At 57.5% G+C, this 17,262-nt stretch carries 9 protein-coding genes; 7 read left to right on the top strand and 2 right to left on the bottom strand.

Annotated elements, in window-relative coordinates; all coding sequences use genetic code 11:
• Positions 1-53 precede the first annotated feature (53 nt).
• Together uca and atzF are read right to left on the bottom strand one after the other, a co-directional pair.
• On the bottom strand, positions 54-3,686 hold the full coding sequence (gene uca, locus ACJO5Y_RS11505; RefSeq protein WP_406987305.1) for an urea carboxylase: 3,633 nt from the start codon (positions 3,684-3,686) through the stop codon (positions 54-56).
• Between the two features lie 13 nt (positions 3,687-3,699).
• Positions 3,700-5,535 (bottom strand): allophanate hydrolase, encoded by a 1,836-nt coding sequence (gene atzF / locus ACJO5Y_RS11500; RefSeq protein ID WP_406987303.1) that lies wholly within the window; start codon positions 5,533-5,535, stop codon positions 3,700-3,702.
• A 347-nt stretch (positions 5,536-5,882) separates the two neighbouring features.
• On the opposite strand from atzF, the gene urtA reads away from it, so the two are divergent.
• The 7 genes from urtA (at position 5,883) to ACJO5Y_RS11465 (ending at position 16,910) form a co-directional block, all read left to right on the top strand.
• Complete coding sequence (urtA, locus tag ACJO5Y_RS11495; protein WP_406987302.1) at positions 5,883-7,193, top strand: urea ABC transporter substrate-binding protein; 1,311 nt, start codon at positions 5,883-5,885, stop codon at positions 7,191-7,193.
• A gap of 116 nt (positions 7,194-7,309) precedes the next feature.
• Complete coding sequence (urtB, locus tag ACJO5Y_RS11490) at positions 7,310-8,926, top strand: urea ABC transporter permease subunit UrtB (RefSeq protein ID WP_406987301.1); 1,617 nt, start codon at positions 7,310-7,312, stop codon at positions 8,924-8,926.
• 3 nt (positions 8,927-8,929) lie between these two features.
• Entirely contained in the window at positions 8,930-10,081 is a 1,152-nt protein-coding gene (gene urtC / locus ACJO5Y_RS11485) for an urea ABC transporter permease subunit UrtC (RefSeq protein ID WP_406987300.1), read from the top strand.
• On the top strand, positions 10,078-10,902 hold the full coding sequence (gene urtD, locus ACJO5Y_RS11480; protein WP_406987298.1) for an urea ABC transporter ATP-binding protein UrtD: 825 nt from the start codon (positions 10,078-10,080) through the stop codon (positions 10,900-10,902). Before urtC ends, urtD begins: the two co-directional genes overlap by 4 nt.
• Positions 10,902-11,600 (top strand): urea ABC transporter ATP-binding subunit UrtE, encoded by a 699-nt coding sequence (gene urtE / locus ACJO5Y_RS11475; RefSeq protein ID WP_406987297.1) that lies wholly within the window; start codon positions 10,902-10,904, stop codon positions 11,598-11,600. The genes urtD and urtE overlap by 1 nt, the downstream gene beginning before the upstream one ends.
• A 405-nt stretch (positions 11,601-12,005) precedes the next feature.
• Entirely contained in the window at positions 12,006-15,470 is a 3,465-nt protein-coding gene (locus ACJO5Y_RS11470) for a class I SAM-dependent DNA methyltransferase (RefSeq protein WP_406987296.1), read from the top strand.
• Between the two features lie 186 nt (positions 15,471-15,656).
• A complete protein-coding gene (locus ACJO5Y_RS11465; protein ID WP_406987295.1) occupies positions 15,657-16,910 on the top strand; it encodes a hypothetical protein in 1,254 nt (417 codons plus the stop codon).
• Positions 16,911-17,262: the final 352 nt, after the last annotated feature.

Raw genomic sequence — 17,262 nt, 5'->3', positions numbered from 1 at the left:
TTTTTAAAAAAGACTCCCCCCACCACCGCTACGGACCCTGTTGCTGGAGTCTCCTAGACTTTAATGCTCAGTATAGGTTCTCCGGGGGTTACGGCTTTGCCTGGTGAGGTATGTAATGCGCTGATCTCACCGGATAGAGTTGCGTTTATTTCGAACTCCATTTTCATAGCCTCGACGATCACAAGTGGATCACCTTCGGTCACTGTATCGCCTGGCTTAACCAAGCATTTCCAGATATTACCGGCAATCTCCGCGCTGACCAGTTCTCCAAATTTTTCCAGATCGGATGTGTCCGGCTTTGGCGGTGCCTTCGCCAGCTTATCAAGCTCTTCAGCCTCGCTATCCTTCCAGAGGGCGACTTCTTTCGCATACGCCGCTTGCTGCATTTTGCGGAAGTCAGCGATGGAGTCTGCATTGGCATCCAGAAACGCCTGGTGAGATTTCAGATCGAAGGTCTCTTCTTCAATTTTCACTTCCAGTTGACCGGCGCGGAACTGGTCGCGCATTTCGTCCAGCTCGGCTTCAGTCACCGGGTAGTAACACACCTGATCGAAGAACCTTAGCAGCCAGGGGGCGCCTTCGGCGAACTGTGGGTTCTTCAGGTATTTGTTCCAGATCGGCAGGGTGCGGCCTACCAGCTGGTAACCGCCCGGGGAGTCCATGCCGTAGATGCACATGTAGACGCCGCCGATGCCTACGGTGCCTTCGGCGGTGTAGGTTCTGGCCGGGTTGTATTTGGACGTTAACAGGCGATGCCTTGGATCAAGGGGAACCGCGCATGGCGCGCCGAGGTAAACATCACCGAGGCCCAGTACCAGGTATCTTGCCGAGAACAGCACGTCCCGCACCTCCTCTCGGGTAGGCAGGCCGTTAATGCGTTGCATGAAGTCGACGTTGTTGGGCAGCCAGGGTGCTGTGTCGCGGACGGACTGGCGGTATTTGTCGACGGCTTCTAAGGTGGCACTGTCTTCGAAGGCCATGGGCAGGTGGATGACGCGGCTGCGGACTTTCAGTTCGTCTGTTGGGGGCAGAGTGCCTTCCAGGTCCAGGAGGTATTCCATCAGTGCCTGTTGCGGGAGAATCCGCGCGTCGTAACGTAGCTGCAGGGAACGCACGCCCGGGGACAGTTCCAGCAGCCCGCCGGGTTGTACGTCGGCGATGGCTTCCATCAGGGCGTGGATGCGCATGCGTACGCCCAGGTCCATGACGTTGGGGCCGTATTCCAGCAAGATGTACTGGTCGCCGGCCTGGCGGTAGGTGACTTCCGGGCGGCCTTCTTTTTCCGGCAGGTACGCGAGGATGGTGGCGGACAGGTCGTTCAGCGGCGCCAGGTCCGGGGCGATCAGATCCACCGCCGGTGGGGCCATCAGGCTGTTGATGGCCAGTTCCTGGCGTTCGGACAGTTTCACGGCGGTATCGTTGTCGATGGCGACAAAACGGATCGTATCGCCGGGTTTCACCTGGCCGACTTTCCACAGCTCGGCCTTGGCGATGGTCACCGGGCATACGAAGCCGCCCAGGCTGGGGCCGTCCTTGGTGAGGATCACGGGCATGTCGCCGGTGAAGTTGATGGAGCCGATGGCGTATTCACAGTCGTGGATGTTGGACGGGTGCAGGCCGGCCTCGCCGCCGTCTTCCCGGGTGAATTCGGGTTTCGGGCCATTCAGGCGGATGCCCAGGCGGTTGGAGTTGTAGTGCACCTCCCAATCCTGTTGGAAGAATTTCTGGATGGACTTTTCGGTGAAGAAATCCGGGGCGCCGTGGGGGCCATAGAGTACGCCGATTTCCCAGTGGTCCGGGTAGTTCGGAATCAGGTCCGGGTCTGCCGGGGCCGGGTCGTGGGTCGGCGCGGTGGTGGTGCAAGCGGGTAGTGCTACCTGGCTGATGCCGAGCATGTCACCGGGGCGCAAGGGCCGGCCGCCGTGGCCGCCGAACTGGCCGAGGGCGAAGGTGGAACGGCTGCCCAAATACACCGGCACATCAAAACCGCCGCGCACGGCGAGATAGGTGCGGCAGCCCTTGATGGCTTTGCCCACCGCCAGAACCTGTCCGGTTTTCACGGTGATGGGCTTCCAGAATTCCACGGGCTTGTCGTCCAGCGTGGCTTCCGTGAGTGCACCGGTCAGCGCCACGACGGAATCCTTGTGGAACTTCAGGCTGGGGCCGATCAGGGTGGCTTCCAGTCCCGCCGCCTCGTGGTGGTTGCCGACGATGCGGTTGGCGATGCGGAAGGCGTAGTCGTCCATCGGGCCACTGGGCGGCACGCCGATGTTCCAGTAGCCCACGCGGCCGGGGTAATCCTGCACGGTGGTGTAGGTGCCGGGTTTCACGACCTCGGCCACCGAGGGTTTGAACTCGAAGCTTTCCAGTGCGCGGGTGGAAACAATGCCGTCGGCGAAGCTCTTCTGGGCCACCACTTGGCGCAGGTAATCCAGGTTGGTGGCAATGCCCATCAGCCGGGTTTCGGCGAGGGCGGCTTGCAGTTTGGCCAGGGCATCGTCGCGGTCTTTGCCGTGTACGATCAGCTTGGCGATCATCGGGTCATAGTGGGCAGAGACCTCGCTACCGTTTTCCACCCAGGTATCGACCCGCACGCCGTCGTCCGGCCAGTGCACGTCGGTCAGTTCCCCGGGGGAGGGCTGGAAATCCTTCAACGGGTCTTCGGCGTAGATGCGCACTTCCATGGAGGCGCCGTTCAGCTCCGGCTGGAAACTGGCCAGATCCGGACTTTCGCCGGCGGCGATGTTCAGCATCCACTCGATCAGGTCCAGACCGGTGACAGACTCGGTCACCGGGTGCTCTACCTGTAAGCGGGTGTTTACTTCCAGGAAATAGAATTCGTCCCGTTCTTCATCGTAAATGTATTCCACGGTACCGGCGGAACGGTAGTTCACCGACTGGCCGAGGGATACGGCCGCGTCCAGCATCTTCTGGCGGGTGGCTGCCGGCAGTTTCGGGGCCGGGGTTTCCTCCACCACTTTCTGGTTGCGGCGCTGCAGGGAACAGTCCCGCTCGCCAAGGGCAACCACATTGCCTTCGCCATCCCCGAACATCTGCACTTCCACATGGCGGGCGCGGGCGATGAAGCGCTCCAGGAACACACCGCTGTCATTAAAGAAGCTCTGACCCTGGCGGCGCACGGTTTCAAACGCGTCCCGCAGTTCGCCTTCGTTGTTACAGCGGGTCAGGCCGATGCCGCCACCGCCGGCGGTGCTTTTCAGCATCACCGGGTAGCCCAGCTGATTGGCCACGCCCAGGGCTTCGTCCAGACTGTTCAGCAGGCCACTGCCCGGAGCCAGGGGCACGCCGGCGGCTTCCGCCAGTTCCCGTGCCCGGTGTTTCAGGCCAAATTCGCGCATCTGCGTTGGGGTGGGGCCGATGAAGGCGATGCCTTCGGCTTCGCAGGCTTCGGCGAATTCCGCGTTTTCCGACAGGAAGCCGTAGCCGGGAATGATGGCAGTCGCACCGGTCTGTTTGGCGGCGGCCAGAATCTGTGCCTTGTCGAGGTAGGTTTCGCTGGCGCCGTTACCGGTCAGCGTCACGGCTTCGTCCGCCAGGGTGACGTGCAGGCTGTGGCGATCCTGATGGGAATAGACCGCGACGCTGCCCACGCCCATGGCCTTGAGGGTACGAATGGTGCGCACGGCGATCTCGCCACGGTTGGCAATCAATACTTTGCTGAACATGTTTGGGCTCTCCTTATGCCTGGCCGGATTTCAAAGCGGTGATGTAGGCGCGCCAGCCACCGAATTCGGTGACGTCGCGGGCGCCTTCAAGGCCGTAGCCTTCGCAGATAAAGCCGTTAACCCAGCGGCCATCGGCCAACTCCACATTGCCGATGCCCAACGGGGCGGGAATCAGGTCGACAAAAGAGCCGAACTCGGAGTTGGCCATCTGCCACACCTCCACGATCATTTCGCAGCCGTCACTCGGGCCGACACGCTTCAAGCCCGGTTTCGGGGGCGTGGTGTTGGGCAGGGCGTACAGGCGGTAGTTGGCCGAGGTGGTGGTTTGCTCCAGCAGCACCGCTTTGCGCTCGGTGAGCTGGGTGTTCAGGGGCATGCCGCTGAGGTGAGCGCCTACTACAGCTACAGTAATGGTGTCCGCTGAAGCCGGGCTGACCGGGAGCTCCTGCGGTCGTTTGCAGTCGGTTGCACCCAGTGGCGTCGGGTGGGCATTCAGCCACTGGCAGACCAGTTTCTGCAGCTCGGCGTCTTTCCAGGCGCCGCTGATCAAGGTGACGCCGAAGGGCAGGCCGTCATCCCGAAAGCCCGCCGGCACCGCTAGGGCGCACAGATCCGCCAGGTTGACGAAATTGGTGTAGGTGCCCAACTGGCTGTTGAGGGTCACCGGGTCCGCATTCACCGCCTCGATAGTGGGGGCGGTTGGAGCGGTGGGCACCAACAGGGCGTCGACATCCTGCAGCTGTTCATCAATGGCGCGAACCAGCTCTTCCTTGCGGTACTGGGCCTTGAAGGTATCGGTGGCGCTGAAGTTGCCCGCCTTTTCGATGATGCCTTTGACCACCGGGTTCATCTCGCTGCCGTGATCGGCCAGAAACGTTTCCACGGCAGCGTGGCGTTCGGCCACCCAGGGGCCTTCGTACAGCAGCGCCGCCAGTTCCGACATCAGCGCAAAATCCATCGGCACCAGTTCCACATCCTGCTGGCGCCAGTTGCTGATGGCGGTGTTCCAGGCCGCTTCCGCCTGCTGGTCACCAAACCATTGCGGGTGCTCGGGAATCGCCAGGCGCTTGATGGGGCCGCTACGGCGAATGGCAGGACCATCGCTGGGTAAGGTGGAGGGAGCCTTGCGGGAGAGCGCATCGCTTGGCTGATAGCCGGCCATCACCTCCTGCAGCGCACCGGCATCGCCCACCGTTAACGCAAAGATGGACACGCAATCCAGGGACTTGCACGCCGGCACCACGCCTTCAATGCTGAACAGGCCCCTGGTGGGTTTCAGTCCCACCAGATTGTTCAGCCCCGCCGGCACCCGGCCGGAACCTGCGGTGTCGGTACCCAGGGCAAAAGGCACCAGGCCCCGGGCAACCACAGAAGCAGAGCCGGAACTGGAACCGCCGCTGACCACTTCCGGTTTAAAGGTATTGGGCACCGCACCGTAAGGCGAGCGGGTGCCCACCAACCCGGTGGCGAACTGGTCCAGGTTGGTTTTGCCGATCAGGATGGCGCCGGCGGCTTTCAGGCGGGCGACGGTGGCGGCGTCCTGCTCTGGTGCATAGGTGTAGGCGGGGCAGGCGGCGGTGGTCTCAAAGCCCACGGCATCAATGTTGTCCTTCACCGCGAATGGCACACCGTATAAAGGCAGGGCTGCCAGATCGCCGCCGGCCTGTTCCCGAAGCCGGTCCAGATTGGCCAAGGCCTTCTTTAAACCGGCCTGATCGATCAGAGAGATCCAGGCGGTGTCCTTAGTATCCAGGCTGGCGAGCAAATCGCCCAGCAGTGTCTCCGGCGACTGGCCCTGGCCATAGGCGGCGCGCCAGTCCTGAAGTGTCCATCCACGTGTTGAAGGCATTGGGTGTCCTCGTGCAGGTTGTCATCTTGTATACATCCTGATTGGCAATGCCCGTGCCATTTGGCGAATTTTCTTTAAAATCCATATAAAACAATTGGTTAATAATTTCTCGCTCAAAGTTGGTGAGAAAGGGAATGCCCAAAGCCGGTGCGGTCGCACCAAAACTGAACCGGAAAACAGGGGCTTGAGGGTGGGTTAGCCATGGGCAGGGATAGTGTTCATGGCTTGTATACTAGATAACTGACTGTTTTGGCTGAATATACAGGTAATGTGGAACGGCAGATGCAGAGAGGGAAGTGCGTTTACGACGAACGACATAACCCAACGAAGATAAAAGGACTCACAACATGAGCATCAGAAAACACGTGAAACTGGGCCTCTCTGCACTGGCGCTGTCGGTATCCTTCCACGCCATGGCGGCGGAAGATCCCATCAAGGTCGGTATCCTGCACTCCCTGTCCGGCACCATGGCGATCAGTGAAACTGCCCTGAAAGACACCATGGAAATGCTGATCGAACAGCAGAACGAAAAAGGCGGCATCAACGGTCGCCAACTGGAAGCCGTGGTGGTGGATCCCGCCTCCAACTGGCCACTGTTCGCGGAAAAAGCCCGCGAGTTGCTGGAAAAAGAAGACGTGGACGTTATCTTCGGCAACTGGACGTCGGTATCCCGCAAGTCCGTACTGCCCGTGGTGGAAGAGCTCAACGGCCTGCTGTTCTACCCGGTACAGTATGAAGGCGAAGAGTCTTCCGAGAACGTGTTCTATACCGGTGCGGCGCCCAACCAGCAGGCGATTCCGGCGGTGGACTACCTGAAGAACGAACTGGGCGTTGAGCGCTGGGTTCTGGCGGGTACGGACTATGTGTATCCCCGCACCACCAACAAGATCCTGGAAACCTACCTGAAAGACATGGGTGTGGCCGAAGCCGACATCATGATCAACTACACGCCTTTCGGTCACTCCGACTGGCAGTCCATCGTTTCCGACATCAAGAAGTTCGGCAGCGCCGGCAAGAAGACCGCGGTGGTCTCCACCATTAACGGTGACGCCAACGTGCCGTTCTACCGCGAACTGGGCAACCAGGGCATTGCCTCTTCCGACATCCCTGTGGTGGCCTTCTCCGTGGGTGAGCAGGAACTGGCTGGCATCGACACCGGCCCGCTGGTCGGTCACCTGGCCGCCTGGAACTACTTCATGAGCGTGGACAGCGACGCCAACTACGACTTCATCGACGCCTGGATCGATTACAAGGGCGATGATACCGCCGTCACCAACGACCCGATGGAGGCCCACTACATCGGCTTCAACATGTATGTGGAAGCAGTCGAGAAAGCCGGCACCACCGACGTGGACGCGGTGAAAGACGCCATCATTGGCGTGAGCGTACCCAACCTGACCGGCGGTTACGCCACCATGATGCCGAACCACCACATCACCAAGCCGGTGCTGATCGGTGAGATCCAGGACAACGGCCAGTTCTCCGTAGTGTGGGAAACCTCATCCACGGTGGCCGGCGATGCCTGGTCCGACTTCCTGCCGGGTTCCCGTGATCTGATTTCCGATTGGCGCGCCCCGCTGAAGTGCGGCAACTTCAACGTCAAGTCCGGCACCTGCGGCGCCTCCGCGGGCGAGCAGGCCCTGGCTGACGCGGAATAATCACGCGGCAAAACCTGTAAAGAGAACTCCGGGGCGGCGTGATCGCCCCGGGTGTTCCGGACCCCGGAACCAACGATTCATTGCCAACCTTTTATTTCCAACAACAGGACGGACACATGGGCATCCTCCGATGGCTCACGCCTCTTTGTCTCAAATCCCTGGGCCTTGCCTTGCTGATGGCGCTGAGCCTGCCGGCATACAGCCAGACCGAAGACGACCCCGGGCGGGCGCTGCTCGCTGACCTGGCGGACGCTTCACCCATGCAAATGGACGCCGCCATTGAAGCCATCGTAGATAGCGGTGATCCCCGCGCTAGAAGCTGGCTGGACGCGTTCGGCAATAACCGCCTGAGCCGTAACAAAGACACCGGGCAAGTCGTGGTGGTGCTGCGCAATGTGGGCCGCGACTGGACCATTGCCGACCCGCTCACCGGTGAGAACCTCGGCAAGATCTCCCGCCGGGAGCTGGACCGGGTCAACATCAACAACGCCATCCGCGGCAAACTGGAAGGCGTGCTGGCCATGCTGGACCTGTATTCAGACGACCCCGAGGTGCAGGAAGCCGCCGCCGAAGCCATGATGGGCAAGGTCAACGACAGTGTGGTGAACCCACTGACCAAATTACTGGAGCGGGACCTGCCGGGCCCGGTTCGCAATCGCATTGAAGAGTCCATAGCCATCTACCAGCTGGAGCAGGGCAATGCCGAAGCCATCGACGTACTGACCGGCAGCCTGCACAGCAACGCCCGCGCCGCCCTCAACAACGCGGCAGCCGGGGACGATCCCGCCCTGGCGGCCCGCGCCAAAGAAGCGCTGGTCTCCATCGAACAGAAACTGAAAATGAACCGCGCCGCTGAAACCCTGTATTTCGGGTTGTCCCTCGGCTCGGTACTGGTGCTGGCGGCCATCGGCCTGGCCATCACCTTTGGCGTGATGGGCGTGATCAACATGGCCCATGGCGAACTGATCATGCTGGGGGCCTACACCACCTGGGGCATGCAGCAACTGTTACCCGGCCAGCCCGGGCTGGCGCTGATCCTGTCCATCCCCGCCGGGTTTATGGTGGCGGCGCTGGCGGGCATCGCCATCGAACGCAGCGTGATCCAGCACCTCAAAGGCCGCCCGCTGGAAACCCTGCTGGCCACCTTCGGGGTCAGCCTGATCCTGCAGCAACTGGTGCGCACGGTGATTTCCCCCCTCAACCGTTCGGTGACCACACCGGAATGGATGAGTGGCTCACTGGTGATCAACGACGCCCTGTCTCTGACCCTGAACCGCATGTACGTCATCGGCTTCGCCCTGGTGGTGTTTGCCGGGCTGATGCTGATCATGCGCAAGACCCGCCTCGGCCTGGAAGTGCGGGCCGTGACCCAGAACCGCGCCATGGCCCGGTCCATGGGCATTCGCGCCACCCGGGTGGACATCCTCACCTTCGGCCTGGGTTCCGGCGTGGCCGGACTGGCGGGCGTGGCCCTGTCACAGATCACCAACGTCGGCCCCAACCTGGGCCAGAACTACATCATCGACTCCTTCATGGTGGTGGTGTTCGGCGGCGTGGGGAACCTCTGGGGCACCCTGCTGGCGGGCCTGTCACTGGGCACCATCAACCAGATCCTGGAACCCTGGGCCGGCTCGGTACTGGCCAAGATCATGGTGCTGGTGCTGATCATCCTGTTCATTCAAAAACGCCCCAAGGGACTCTTTCCCCAGAAGGGCCGGGCCGCGGAGGGCTGAGCTATGCCAACATCACAAACCTGGCTGCTCCGGCCATTACAGGAGCGTTCCACACAGATATTTCTCGGGGTGCTGTTTGCCGCGGTGGCACTGGTCACCCTGCTGCACCTGATCATGCCGGAAGGCCATACGCTGCACGTCAGCGCCTACACCGTCACCCTGCTGGGTAAATACCTGTGCTACGCGCTGCTGGCGGTGGCGGTGGATCTGGTGTGGGGGTACCTGGGCATTCTCAGCCTGGGCCACGGCGCCTTCTTTGCCCTCGGCGGCTACGCCATGGGCATGTACCTGATGCGCCAGATTGGTGATCGCGGCACCTACGGCGACCCGATCCTGCCGGACTTCATGGTGTTCCTGAACTGGCAGGAGCTGCCCTGGTACTGGCTGGGCTTCGACATGGCCTGGTTCGCCTTCATCATGGTGCTGCTGGCCCCGGGCCTGCTCGCGCTGGTGTTCGGCTTCCTGGCGTTCCGCTCACGGGTGACCGGGGTGTACCTGTCCATCATCACCCAGGCACTGACCTTTGCGCTGATGCTGGCCTTCTTCCGCAACGAAATGGGCTTTGGCGGCAACAACGGCCTGACCGACTTCCGCGACATCCTCGGCTTTAACCTGCGCACCGACGCCACAAGGCTGGGGCTGTTCATCGCCACCGGCATTGCGCTGGCCATCGGCTACGTGATCTGCCGCGGTATTGTTACCAGCAAGCTGGGCCGGGTCAGCATCGCCTGCCGCGACGCCGAAGCCCGCACACGCTTTTTGGGTTACCGGGTGGAACGGGTGCAGCTGTTCGTGTTCGTGGTGTCCGCCATGCTGGCGGGTGTGGCCGGGGCGCTGTATGTGCCGCAAGTGGGCATCATCAACCCCAGCGAATTCTCGCCGCTGTTCTCCATCGAGATCGTGGTATGGGTCGCCCTGGGTGGCCGCGCAACCCTCTACGGCGCGGTGATCGGCGCCATCCTGGTGAACTACGCCAAAACAGTGTTCACCGGCGTGATGCCGGACGCCTGGCTGTTCGCCCTCGGCGGCCTGTTTGTGCTGGTCACCGTTTTCCTGCCCAAGGGCATCGCCGGCCTGTTGCAGAAGCGCCAGAAGCCGGATGACGACAGCGACGCCGATCCATCCAAACCCCAAACACAGGAGGCCACCGCATGAGCATGTTCGAGCAACTCAGCAACCGCGAGCGCGTGTTCGAATTCCTCGCACCCGAAGCCTCCCCGGTGGACGTGCGCCACGGCCCGATCCTGTACCTGGAAGACGTGAACGTGAGCTTTGACGGCTTCAAAGCCATCAACAACCTCAACCTCACCATCGACGACGGCGAGCTGCGCTGCATCATCGGCCCCAACGGCGCGGGCAAAACCACCATGATGGACATCATCACCGGCAAAACCCGCCCGGACACCGGCTCCGTCTGGTTCGGCAGCCGCCACAACCTGCTCACCAAGAACGAGCCGGACATCGCCAGCCTGGGCATCGGCCGCAAGTTCCAGAAACCCACGGTGTTTGAAGCCCTCACCGTGTTCGAAAACCTGGAACTGGCCATGGCCACCGACAAGCGCATCCTGCCCACGCTGACCGCCTTCATGAAACCGGAATTCCGCGACCGCATCGACGAAGTGCTGGAAATGATCGGCTTGAAACAGCTGCGGGATAAACCCGCCGGCATCCTCTCCCACGGCCAGAAACAGTGGCTGGAAATCGGCATGCTGCTGATGCAGAAACCCCGGCTGCTGCTGGTGGACGAACCGGTAGCGGGCATGACCGAACAGGAAATGGAACGCACCGCCGAACTGCTCACCAGCCTGGCCGGCAAACAGTCCGTTGTGGTGGTGGAGCACGACATGGGCTTCGTGCGCTCCATCGCCCGCCAGGTCACCGTGCTGCACCAGGGCAGCGTGCTGGCCGAAGGCACCATGGACCAGGTCTCCAACGACCCGGAAGTGATCAAGGTTTACCTCGGGGAGGAGGCGTAATGCTCAAGATCCAGAAACTCAACCAATACTACGGCGAAAGCCACACCCTCTGGGATCTGGACCTGGACGTGCCCCAGGGCCAGTGCACCTGCGTGATGGGCCGCAACGGCGTGGGCAAAACCACCCTGATGAAATGCATCATGGGCGAGGAAACCACCAAAAACGGCAGCATCGAATTCGCCGAAGACGTGGAGCTGACCAAAAAGAAAATTGAAGACCGCTCAAGGCTGGGCATCGGCTACGTGCCCCAGGGAAGGCAGATCTTTCCCCTGCTGACCGTGGAAGAAAACCTGCGCACCGGTTTGGCGGTGCGCAAGGACGGCAGCAAGAAAATCCCCGAGCGGGTGTATGAGTTGCTTCCGGTGCTTAAGGAAATGAAACATCGCAGAGGGGGGGATCTTTCTGGTGGGCAGCAACAGCAGTTGGCCATTGGGCGGGCGTTGGTGATTGAGCCCAGGCTGTTGATTCTGGATGAACCGGGGGAGGGGATTCAGCCGAATATTGTGGCGCAGATTGGGGAGGTTATTCGCAGGCTGATTGTGGAGGATGGTTTGACCGTTCTACTCGTTGAGCAGAAGTTGCCGTTTGCGAGGAAGTATGCGGATCGGTTTGCGATTTTGGATCGGGGCCGGCGGGTTGCTGAGGATGAGATTGCTGGGTTGAATGACGAACTTATCAGGAAGCACCTGACGGTCTAGCCGCCCGGGTATTCTCACGCTTCGAGAGTCCTAAAAGCCCTGACTATAATGACTCCGTGCCGAGTGATGCTTGGCACGGAGTTTTTGTTTTCGAACTAATTGAGGCGAACTACGTAAATTTGGGGGCAGCTCGACAAAGCATCGGCGATTGGCTATTAAACAACAGCGAACATTCGCGCCGCGCCTATTTCTTCTGGTTTTTACCCAAGCGACGGACCTGCTCTTTCAGGACAGAGTAATGTCTTGCAGTTTACGTTGCTTGTGAGAACGTCTGCAGGGTCAAACCATTCTGATACCTGACTAGGTGTTGGGCAGTCAAGGCCCTGATTATGTGAGGAAAACCCGAAGCTCCCCCGAACTCTGCTAGACTGCGAGAAGATTATTCTATGTCTATAAGGATGCTTTATGCTGGAAGCTGTTATGGAGTCCGTTGCTTCTCCAGAAGCCGTCGAGCAGTTCATTCATCGTTGGAAAAATACAACCGGCACAGAAAAGGCAAATTGCCAAATCTTTCTTACAGAACTTTGCTCTTTGTTGGATCTCCCTCAACCAGACCCCGCAAGCAATGACAATGCCGCAAATACCTATGTATTTGAACGAAGGGTAGCTATCAGCAATCCGGATGGCAGTGAAAACCGAGGCTTTATCGATCTTTATCGGCAGGGATCTTTTGTTCTGGAAGCCAAGCAGACCGGCAAAGGAATCCAAACTGCTGGATGGGACAAAGCAATGCAGGCCGCATACAATCAGGCAGACCAGTATGTGAGGGCCCTCACCGCAGAAGAGGGCAGGCCGCCGTTTATCGTTGTTACCGATGTGGGGCGCACATTGGCTCTTTATGCAGAGTTTTCGTGTTCCGGTGGCACTTATGTTCCCTTCCCAAACCCTCGCAATCACCGCATACATCTGGAGGATCTGAGGGAGCCGCATATTCAGCAGCGCTTGAAGCTGCTTTGGGAAGCCCCTGAGAAGCTAGATCCGACGAAATATGCGTCTAGGGTCACCCATAAAGTAAGTGAAAAACTGGCAACGCTTGCCAGGATTTTAGAGGCCGATGGTTATGAGGTTTCCCGGGTCGCTCACTTTCTAAAACGCTGCTTATTTACAATGTTCAGCGAAGACGTTGAGCTCCTACCGAAAGGCAGTTTCACGGACCTGCTAAAGCGTTTGAAAGATACCCCGGAGCGGTTCCCAAAAGCTGTGGGCTCCTTATGGGCTTCTATGAATAGCGGTGGATTTTGCGGCGTATTGATGCAGGACATATTGCAATTCAACGGAGGCCTATTCAAAGATATTGAGCCTATCCCACTAAAAACCGTTCAGATTCAGTTGCTGATTGATGCTGCGAAGGCCGACTGGAGGTTTGTGGAACCAGCAATTTTCGGAACTCTGCTTGAGCGGGCGCTCGATCCTCGTGAGCGCCACAAGCTGGGCGCGCATTATACGCCAAGGACTTACGTAGAGCGCTTAGTAATGCCGACGTTGATTGAGCCGTTACGTGCAGAGTGGGGTAACGCTCAGGTTGTTGCAGAAACACACTTACAACAGGGAAAGCAGAAAAAAGCGTTAGAAACTCTGCGTCAGTTTCATTTCCACCTTTGTCAGGTTCGTGTGCTCGATCCTGCATGCGGTAGCGCGAACTTTCTATATGTTTGCCTTGAGCACATGAAGCGATTGGAAGGAGAGGTTCTCAACCTGATTAGTGGATTGGGCGGTGGGCAAGATGTGCTAGATGCAGAAGGCTTCACTGTCTCACCTCATCAACTTCTTGGCCTAGAAATTAACCCCCGAGCGGCTGCAATAGCTGAGATCGTTTTGTGGATTGGCTATCTTCAGTGGCATTACCGGATTCATGGTAAATTGGATCTCCCGGAGCCAATTCTTCAAGATTTTCATAACATAGAAAATCGCGATGCTTTAATCGAGTACGAGAGCAGAGAACCTGATTTAGATGCCAGTGGTCAGCCGATAACGATATGGGATGGCATAAGCATGAAGCCGAGCCCAGTTACAAATAGCCTGGTCCCAGATGAGAATGGCCGAACCGCCATTTATCGCTATAGCAAAGTGCGGCGAGCAAAATGGCCCGAAGCGGATTATATCGTCGGAAACCCGCCTTTTATTGGCGCATCTGCAATGCGCCGCGCTTTGGGTGATGGATATGTCGATGCGGTGCGAAAGGCCTATGATGGCGCAGTGCCAAGTTCCTCTGATTTCGTTATGTACTGGTGGTATGTCGCCGCTGAAAGGGTTCGCGATGGTCACTCGCGAAGTTTTGGTTTTATCACGACCAATAGTCTCCGCCAAACCTTCAATCGTCGAGTAACCGATGCGTTCTTAGGTGACTCGAAGAAACCTCTATCATTGGCGTATTCCGTGCCAGATCACCCTTGGGTGGATGGAAACGATGGCGCTGCTGTTCGAATTGCGATGACGGTCGGCGTCGCAGGTAAGAAACAGGGCTTTTTACAGGAAGTTGTGACTGAACAGAGTGGAGAGGACGACGCTCGCGTAGTTCGCTTAATTGGGCGATCAGGAAAAATTCATTCAAATCTGTCTGTTGGCGCCGCAGTTTCGGCAACAGCAGGCTTATTAAGTAACGCTGGGCTGGCTATAAAAGGATTCGAGTTGGGCAGCCAAGGTTTTTTGGTACCTGCTCCTGATGCAGAGTTGTTATTAGAGAAGGAATCTTGCGCTAAAACAGTCCTAAAGCCATATATGAACGGCAATGATTTGATTAATGGTAAGGTTGAAAGGTATGTGATCGATTTCTATGGTCTTGATGAGACCGAGTCACAAGCGCACGGTCCTCTGTATCAGCATGTACTTGACCATGTCCGTCCTTATAGAAAGGTGAATCGTGAATCTAGGACAGCAACGAAGTGGTGGGTCTTTCGGAGGTCGGGGGCAGACTTGCGCAACGCGATCTCCGGGCTTGAACGCTATATTGCTACTACTCGGACGGCCAAGCATCGTCTTTTTCAGTTCGTTCCGGGAAATCTTGTCGCCGAGAGTAAAATAGTTGCGATTGCTTTAGAGAGCCCTCTCCATTTAGGCGTCTTGAGTTCACGGATTCATGTGATTTGGGCACTCGCACAAGGGTCTATGGTCGAGAGCAGGCCTAACTATAATCATACTGAGTGCTTTAATCGGTTCCCCTTTCCTGAGCCTTCTAAGACACATTCAGATGCCATTTGCGCCCTCGCCGAGCGTCTCGATGCCCATCGTAAACGCCAGCAAACTGAATTCCCTTGGTTAACTCTGACTGCTATCTATAACGTTGTGGAAAGGCTAAACAGGGGGGAGCCGCTTTCAGCGAAGGAAAAGGTCATACACGAGCAAGGGCTTGTTTCGATGTTGAAAGAAATCCATGACGAACTCGATCATGCCGTATTAGAAGCGTATGGATGGAGTGATCTGGCTGAAAATTTAGTTGGGCTCCCCGGTGCCACTACTCCCTTTATTGATAAGCCTCAATCTCAAGCTGAAGCCGAGGAGGAGCTACTCGCCCGAATCGTATCACTCAATCAGCAACGAGCTGCTGCAGAGGCCGTTGGCAATGTTGGATGGCTTCGTCCTGACTACCAGGCTCCGGGCGAGGCCAACATCGACAGTAGGCTCGCCTTTCAAACACATGCTCAGGCCGAATCTAGACCGGTAGTAGAAAGAGCGAAAGTGCTTTGGCCTAAAGATCTACCAAGTCAGGTCACCATTTTGCGTGATACGTTAGCCTTCAACGCTCATACAACAGATAGTTTGGCTAGCCAATTCAAACAAAAGCCAAAAAAATCGATTTCACAAGTTCTCGCTGCTCTGGTTGCGTTGGGCCAAGTTCAGTCGGACGGGGAGGTTTGGCGGCTAATTAAGTAAAAGGAGCGGTTTCGCCCAAATACGCAACCTCTGGGTCAGTTTGCCTGCAGCAATCTGAAGATTGGCAAGACCTCTATTGAGCGCAATCAAAGCCGGTCTACTATATAGGATACGAAGCGCCGAGTAGTCTCGGTAATCTCTAGTCGAAATAATACACGCTCATTTTACAGCACGAGTCCCGTCTGCATGGCCGAACGATTCAGAATAGGGTTACCTGAAATCGCATTTCCCTTTATCCCGCCGGCGGATAAGTTTCTAGAGTATACGGGTATCCCAGGGGGCATTGCAGGCGTGATAAACGCTCTGGGAGCTAACGTTGATCAGCCGTTACCCGATCCAAAAACAATAAGGAGGGCTGTGAAAGAAGGGGTTTTGCCTAGAAGCGCTAAAAAAATTAAAGACGCACTGGAATCCGTTCTTTCGACGGAGATGCGTGACTACATTACGAGCTCTCATCTGGCACCCTGGGTGGAGACCACGCTGCACCACAACGGTCTTGCTTGGCTTTGCATCGTTAAAGGCCACCATTTACGGATCTTTCAGGCTGATCAGCCTGAAACTTTTACTGAACGATTCATAAAAAGACGCGCTGAACAGGAGATACAGATCCTCGAGGCTGGGCTCGAGATTCAGAAGAGCAGTACGACAACAGCAGTTTTTGAGGGGCGCTGGTGGGAAACTTTAAACGATTTTCTGCCACGCTTTACTGGTGTGGACGCAGCCTACATTGAACAGGGACTCCAAGCTGTTGCGGCCCTGAAATCCAACACAGACCAGTCAAGACATAATCAGGTAGGCCAATTACTGGGCCTCTATACCCGCCTTCGAATCGACTTCTATTACCAGCTATTGTGTAGCGTCTCGCTTGATCTTATCTGCTGGCTCAAAGAGGAAGACACCATTGGCAGCCAAGAGATTCACTGGCTTATCGAAAATAGTATTTTTGGCGATATGGTGCCAACGTTTGATGGCACCAATCTGACGTTGCCATTTGAACGCTTGCTGGATACTTGGCGGCAGGGTGCAGAGGCAGATGGTAAGGATCTGTCTTGGGCGAAGATTGCCGAGCACTTGCCCGATCCTTACGGATTGGATGCAAATACTTCACGAGCCCGCGATCAGACCGTTGAGGCGCGCGCAGCAGCGATTCGCAAAAATAAAAAGTCGCGACTTAGAGAGTGGCGTAGCGGCACTCGGCCTAATCCAGACCAACTGAAGCAGTTTATTCGAAATTTGGTCCAAGACGATAAGGATGTGTCGCTGGCAACGATGAGAGCCGAGGTTGCCTCTACCTGGGGTGCGTTTTTGCTAGATGAGGTGGCAGTGTTTGAAAAGTATCGCCTGTTCAACGCGTTGCACGAAACATTGCCAGCTTTTGAATGTTTCCCGACTTATTGGGCCGATTGTCAGTCTCAGGCCGCACAGATTCTGGCGGCCTGAGAGCTGAATGATTACCGCCCCTTGGGAGGATTGTTTCCGCGTCCGCCTCCCGAGGGCTTGCCGGTTGTGCTGGGTGCGTTGTGTGGTTTAGCCATGATCATTACCTATCTTGATTGGTTAATTGAATCGGCAGCTTCGCAGCCCGTTCAGCCTTAATAAGCGATGCCGATGTCGAGAGTATCTATGATTTAGTCAGCCCCCGGGAGGTGAGTCACCACGGGAAAAAATAATGGTATGGGATGAGATGCCAGCGACTTTGTCTTGTCCAATATGAATGTAGCGGTTAAGCTCCGCGGTCTCCTGCTGACCATATTTTGAGATGCGATCCCAAATCAGTCAGCCACAAGCCGAT

It is taken from the genome of Marinobacter alkalisoli, from assembly GCF_045449855.1.
Lineage (GTDB): Bacteria > Pseudomonadota > Gammaproteobacteria > Pseudomonadales > Oleiphilaceae > Marinobacter.
Note: the sequence above shows the minus strand (reverse complement) of the source record. Positions and strands in the feature narration are given on the sequence as shown.

What these genes read in the sequence shown, in the direction of transcription:
- uca (WP_406987305.1), bottom strand. Translation starts at nt 3,686, where the DNA reads ATGTTCAGCAAAGTATTGATTGCCAACCGTGGCGAGATCGCCGTGCGC.
- atzF (WP_406987303.1), bottom strand. Translation starts at nt 5,535, where the DNA reads ATGCCTTCAACACGTGGATGGACACTTCAGGACTGGCGCGCCGCCTAT.
- urtA (WP_406987302.1), top strand. Translation starts at nt 5,883, where the DNA reads ATGAGCATCAGAAAACACGTGAAACTGGGCCTCTCTGCACTGGCGCTG.
- urtB (WP_406987301.1), top strand. Translation starts at nt 7,310, where the DNA reads ATGGGCATCCTCCGATGGCTCACGCCTCTTTGTCTCAAATCCCTGGGC.
- urtC (WP_406987300.1), top strand. Translation starts at nt 8,930, where the DNA reads ATGCCAACATCACAAACCTGGCTGCTCCGGCCATTACAGGAGCGTTCC.
- urtD (WP_406987298.1), top strand. Translation starts at nt 10,078, where the DNA reads ATGAGCATGTTCGAGCAACTCAGCAACCGCGAGCGCGTGTTCGAATTC.
- urtE (WP_406987297.1), top strand. Translation starts at nt 10,902, where the DNA reads ATGCTCAAGATCCAGAAACTCAACCAATACTACGGCGAAAGCCACACC.
- ACJO5Y_RS11470 (WP_406987296.1), top strand. Translation starts at nt 12,006, where the DNA reads ATGCTGGAAGCTGTTATGGAGTCCGTTGCTTCTCCAGAAGCCGTCGAG.
- ACJO5Y_RS11465 (WP_406987295.1), top strand. Translation starts at nt 15,657, where the DNA reads ATGGCCGAACGATTCAGAATAGGGTTACCTGAAATCGCATTTCCCTTT.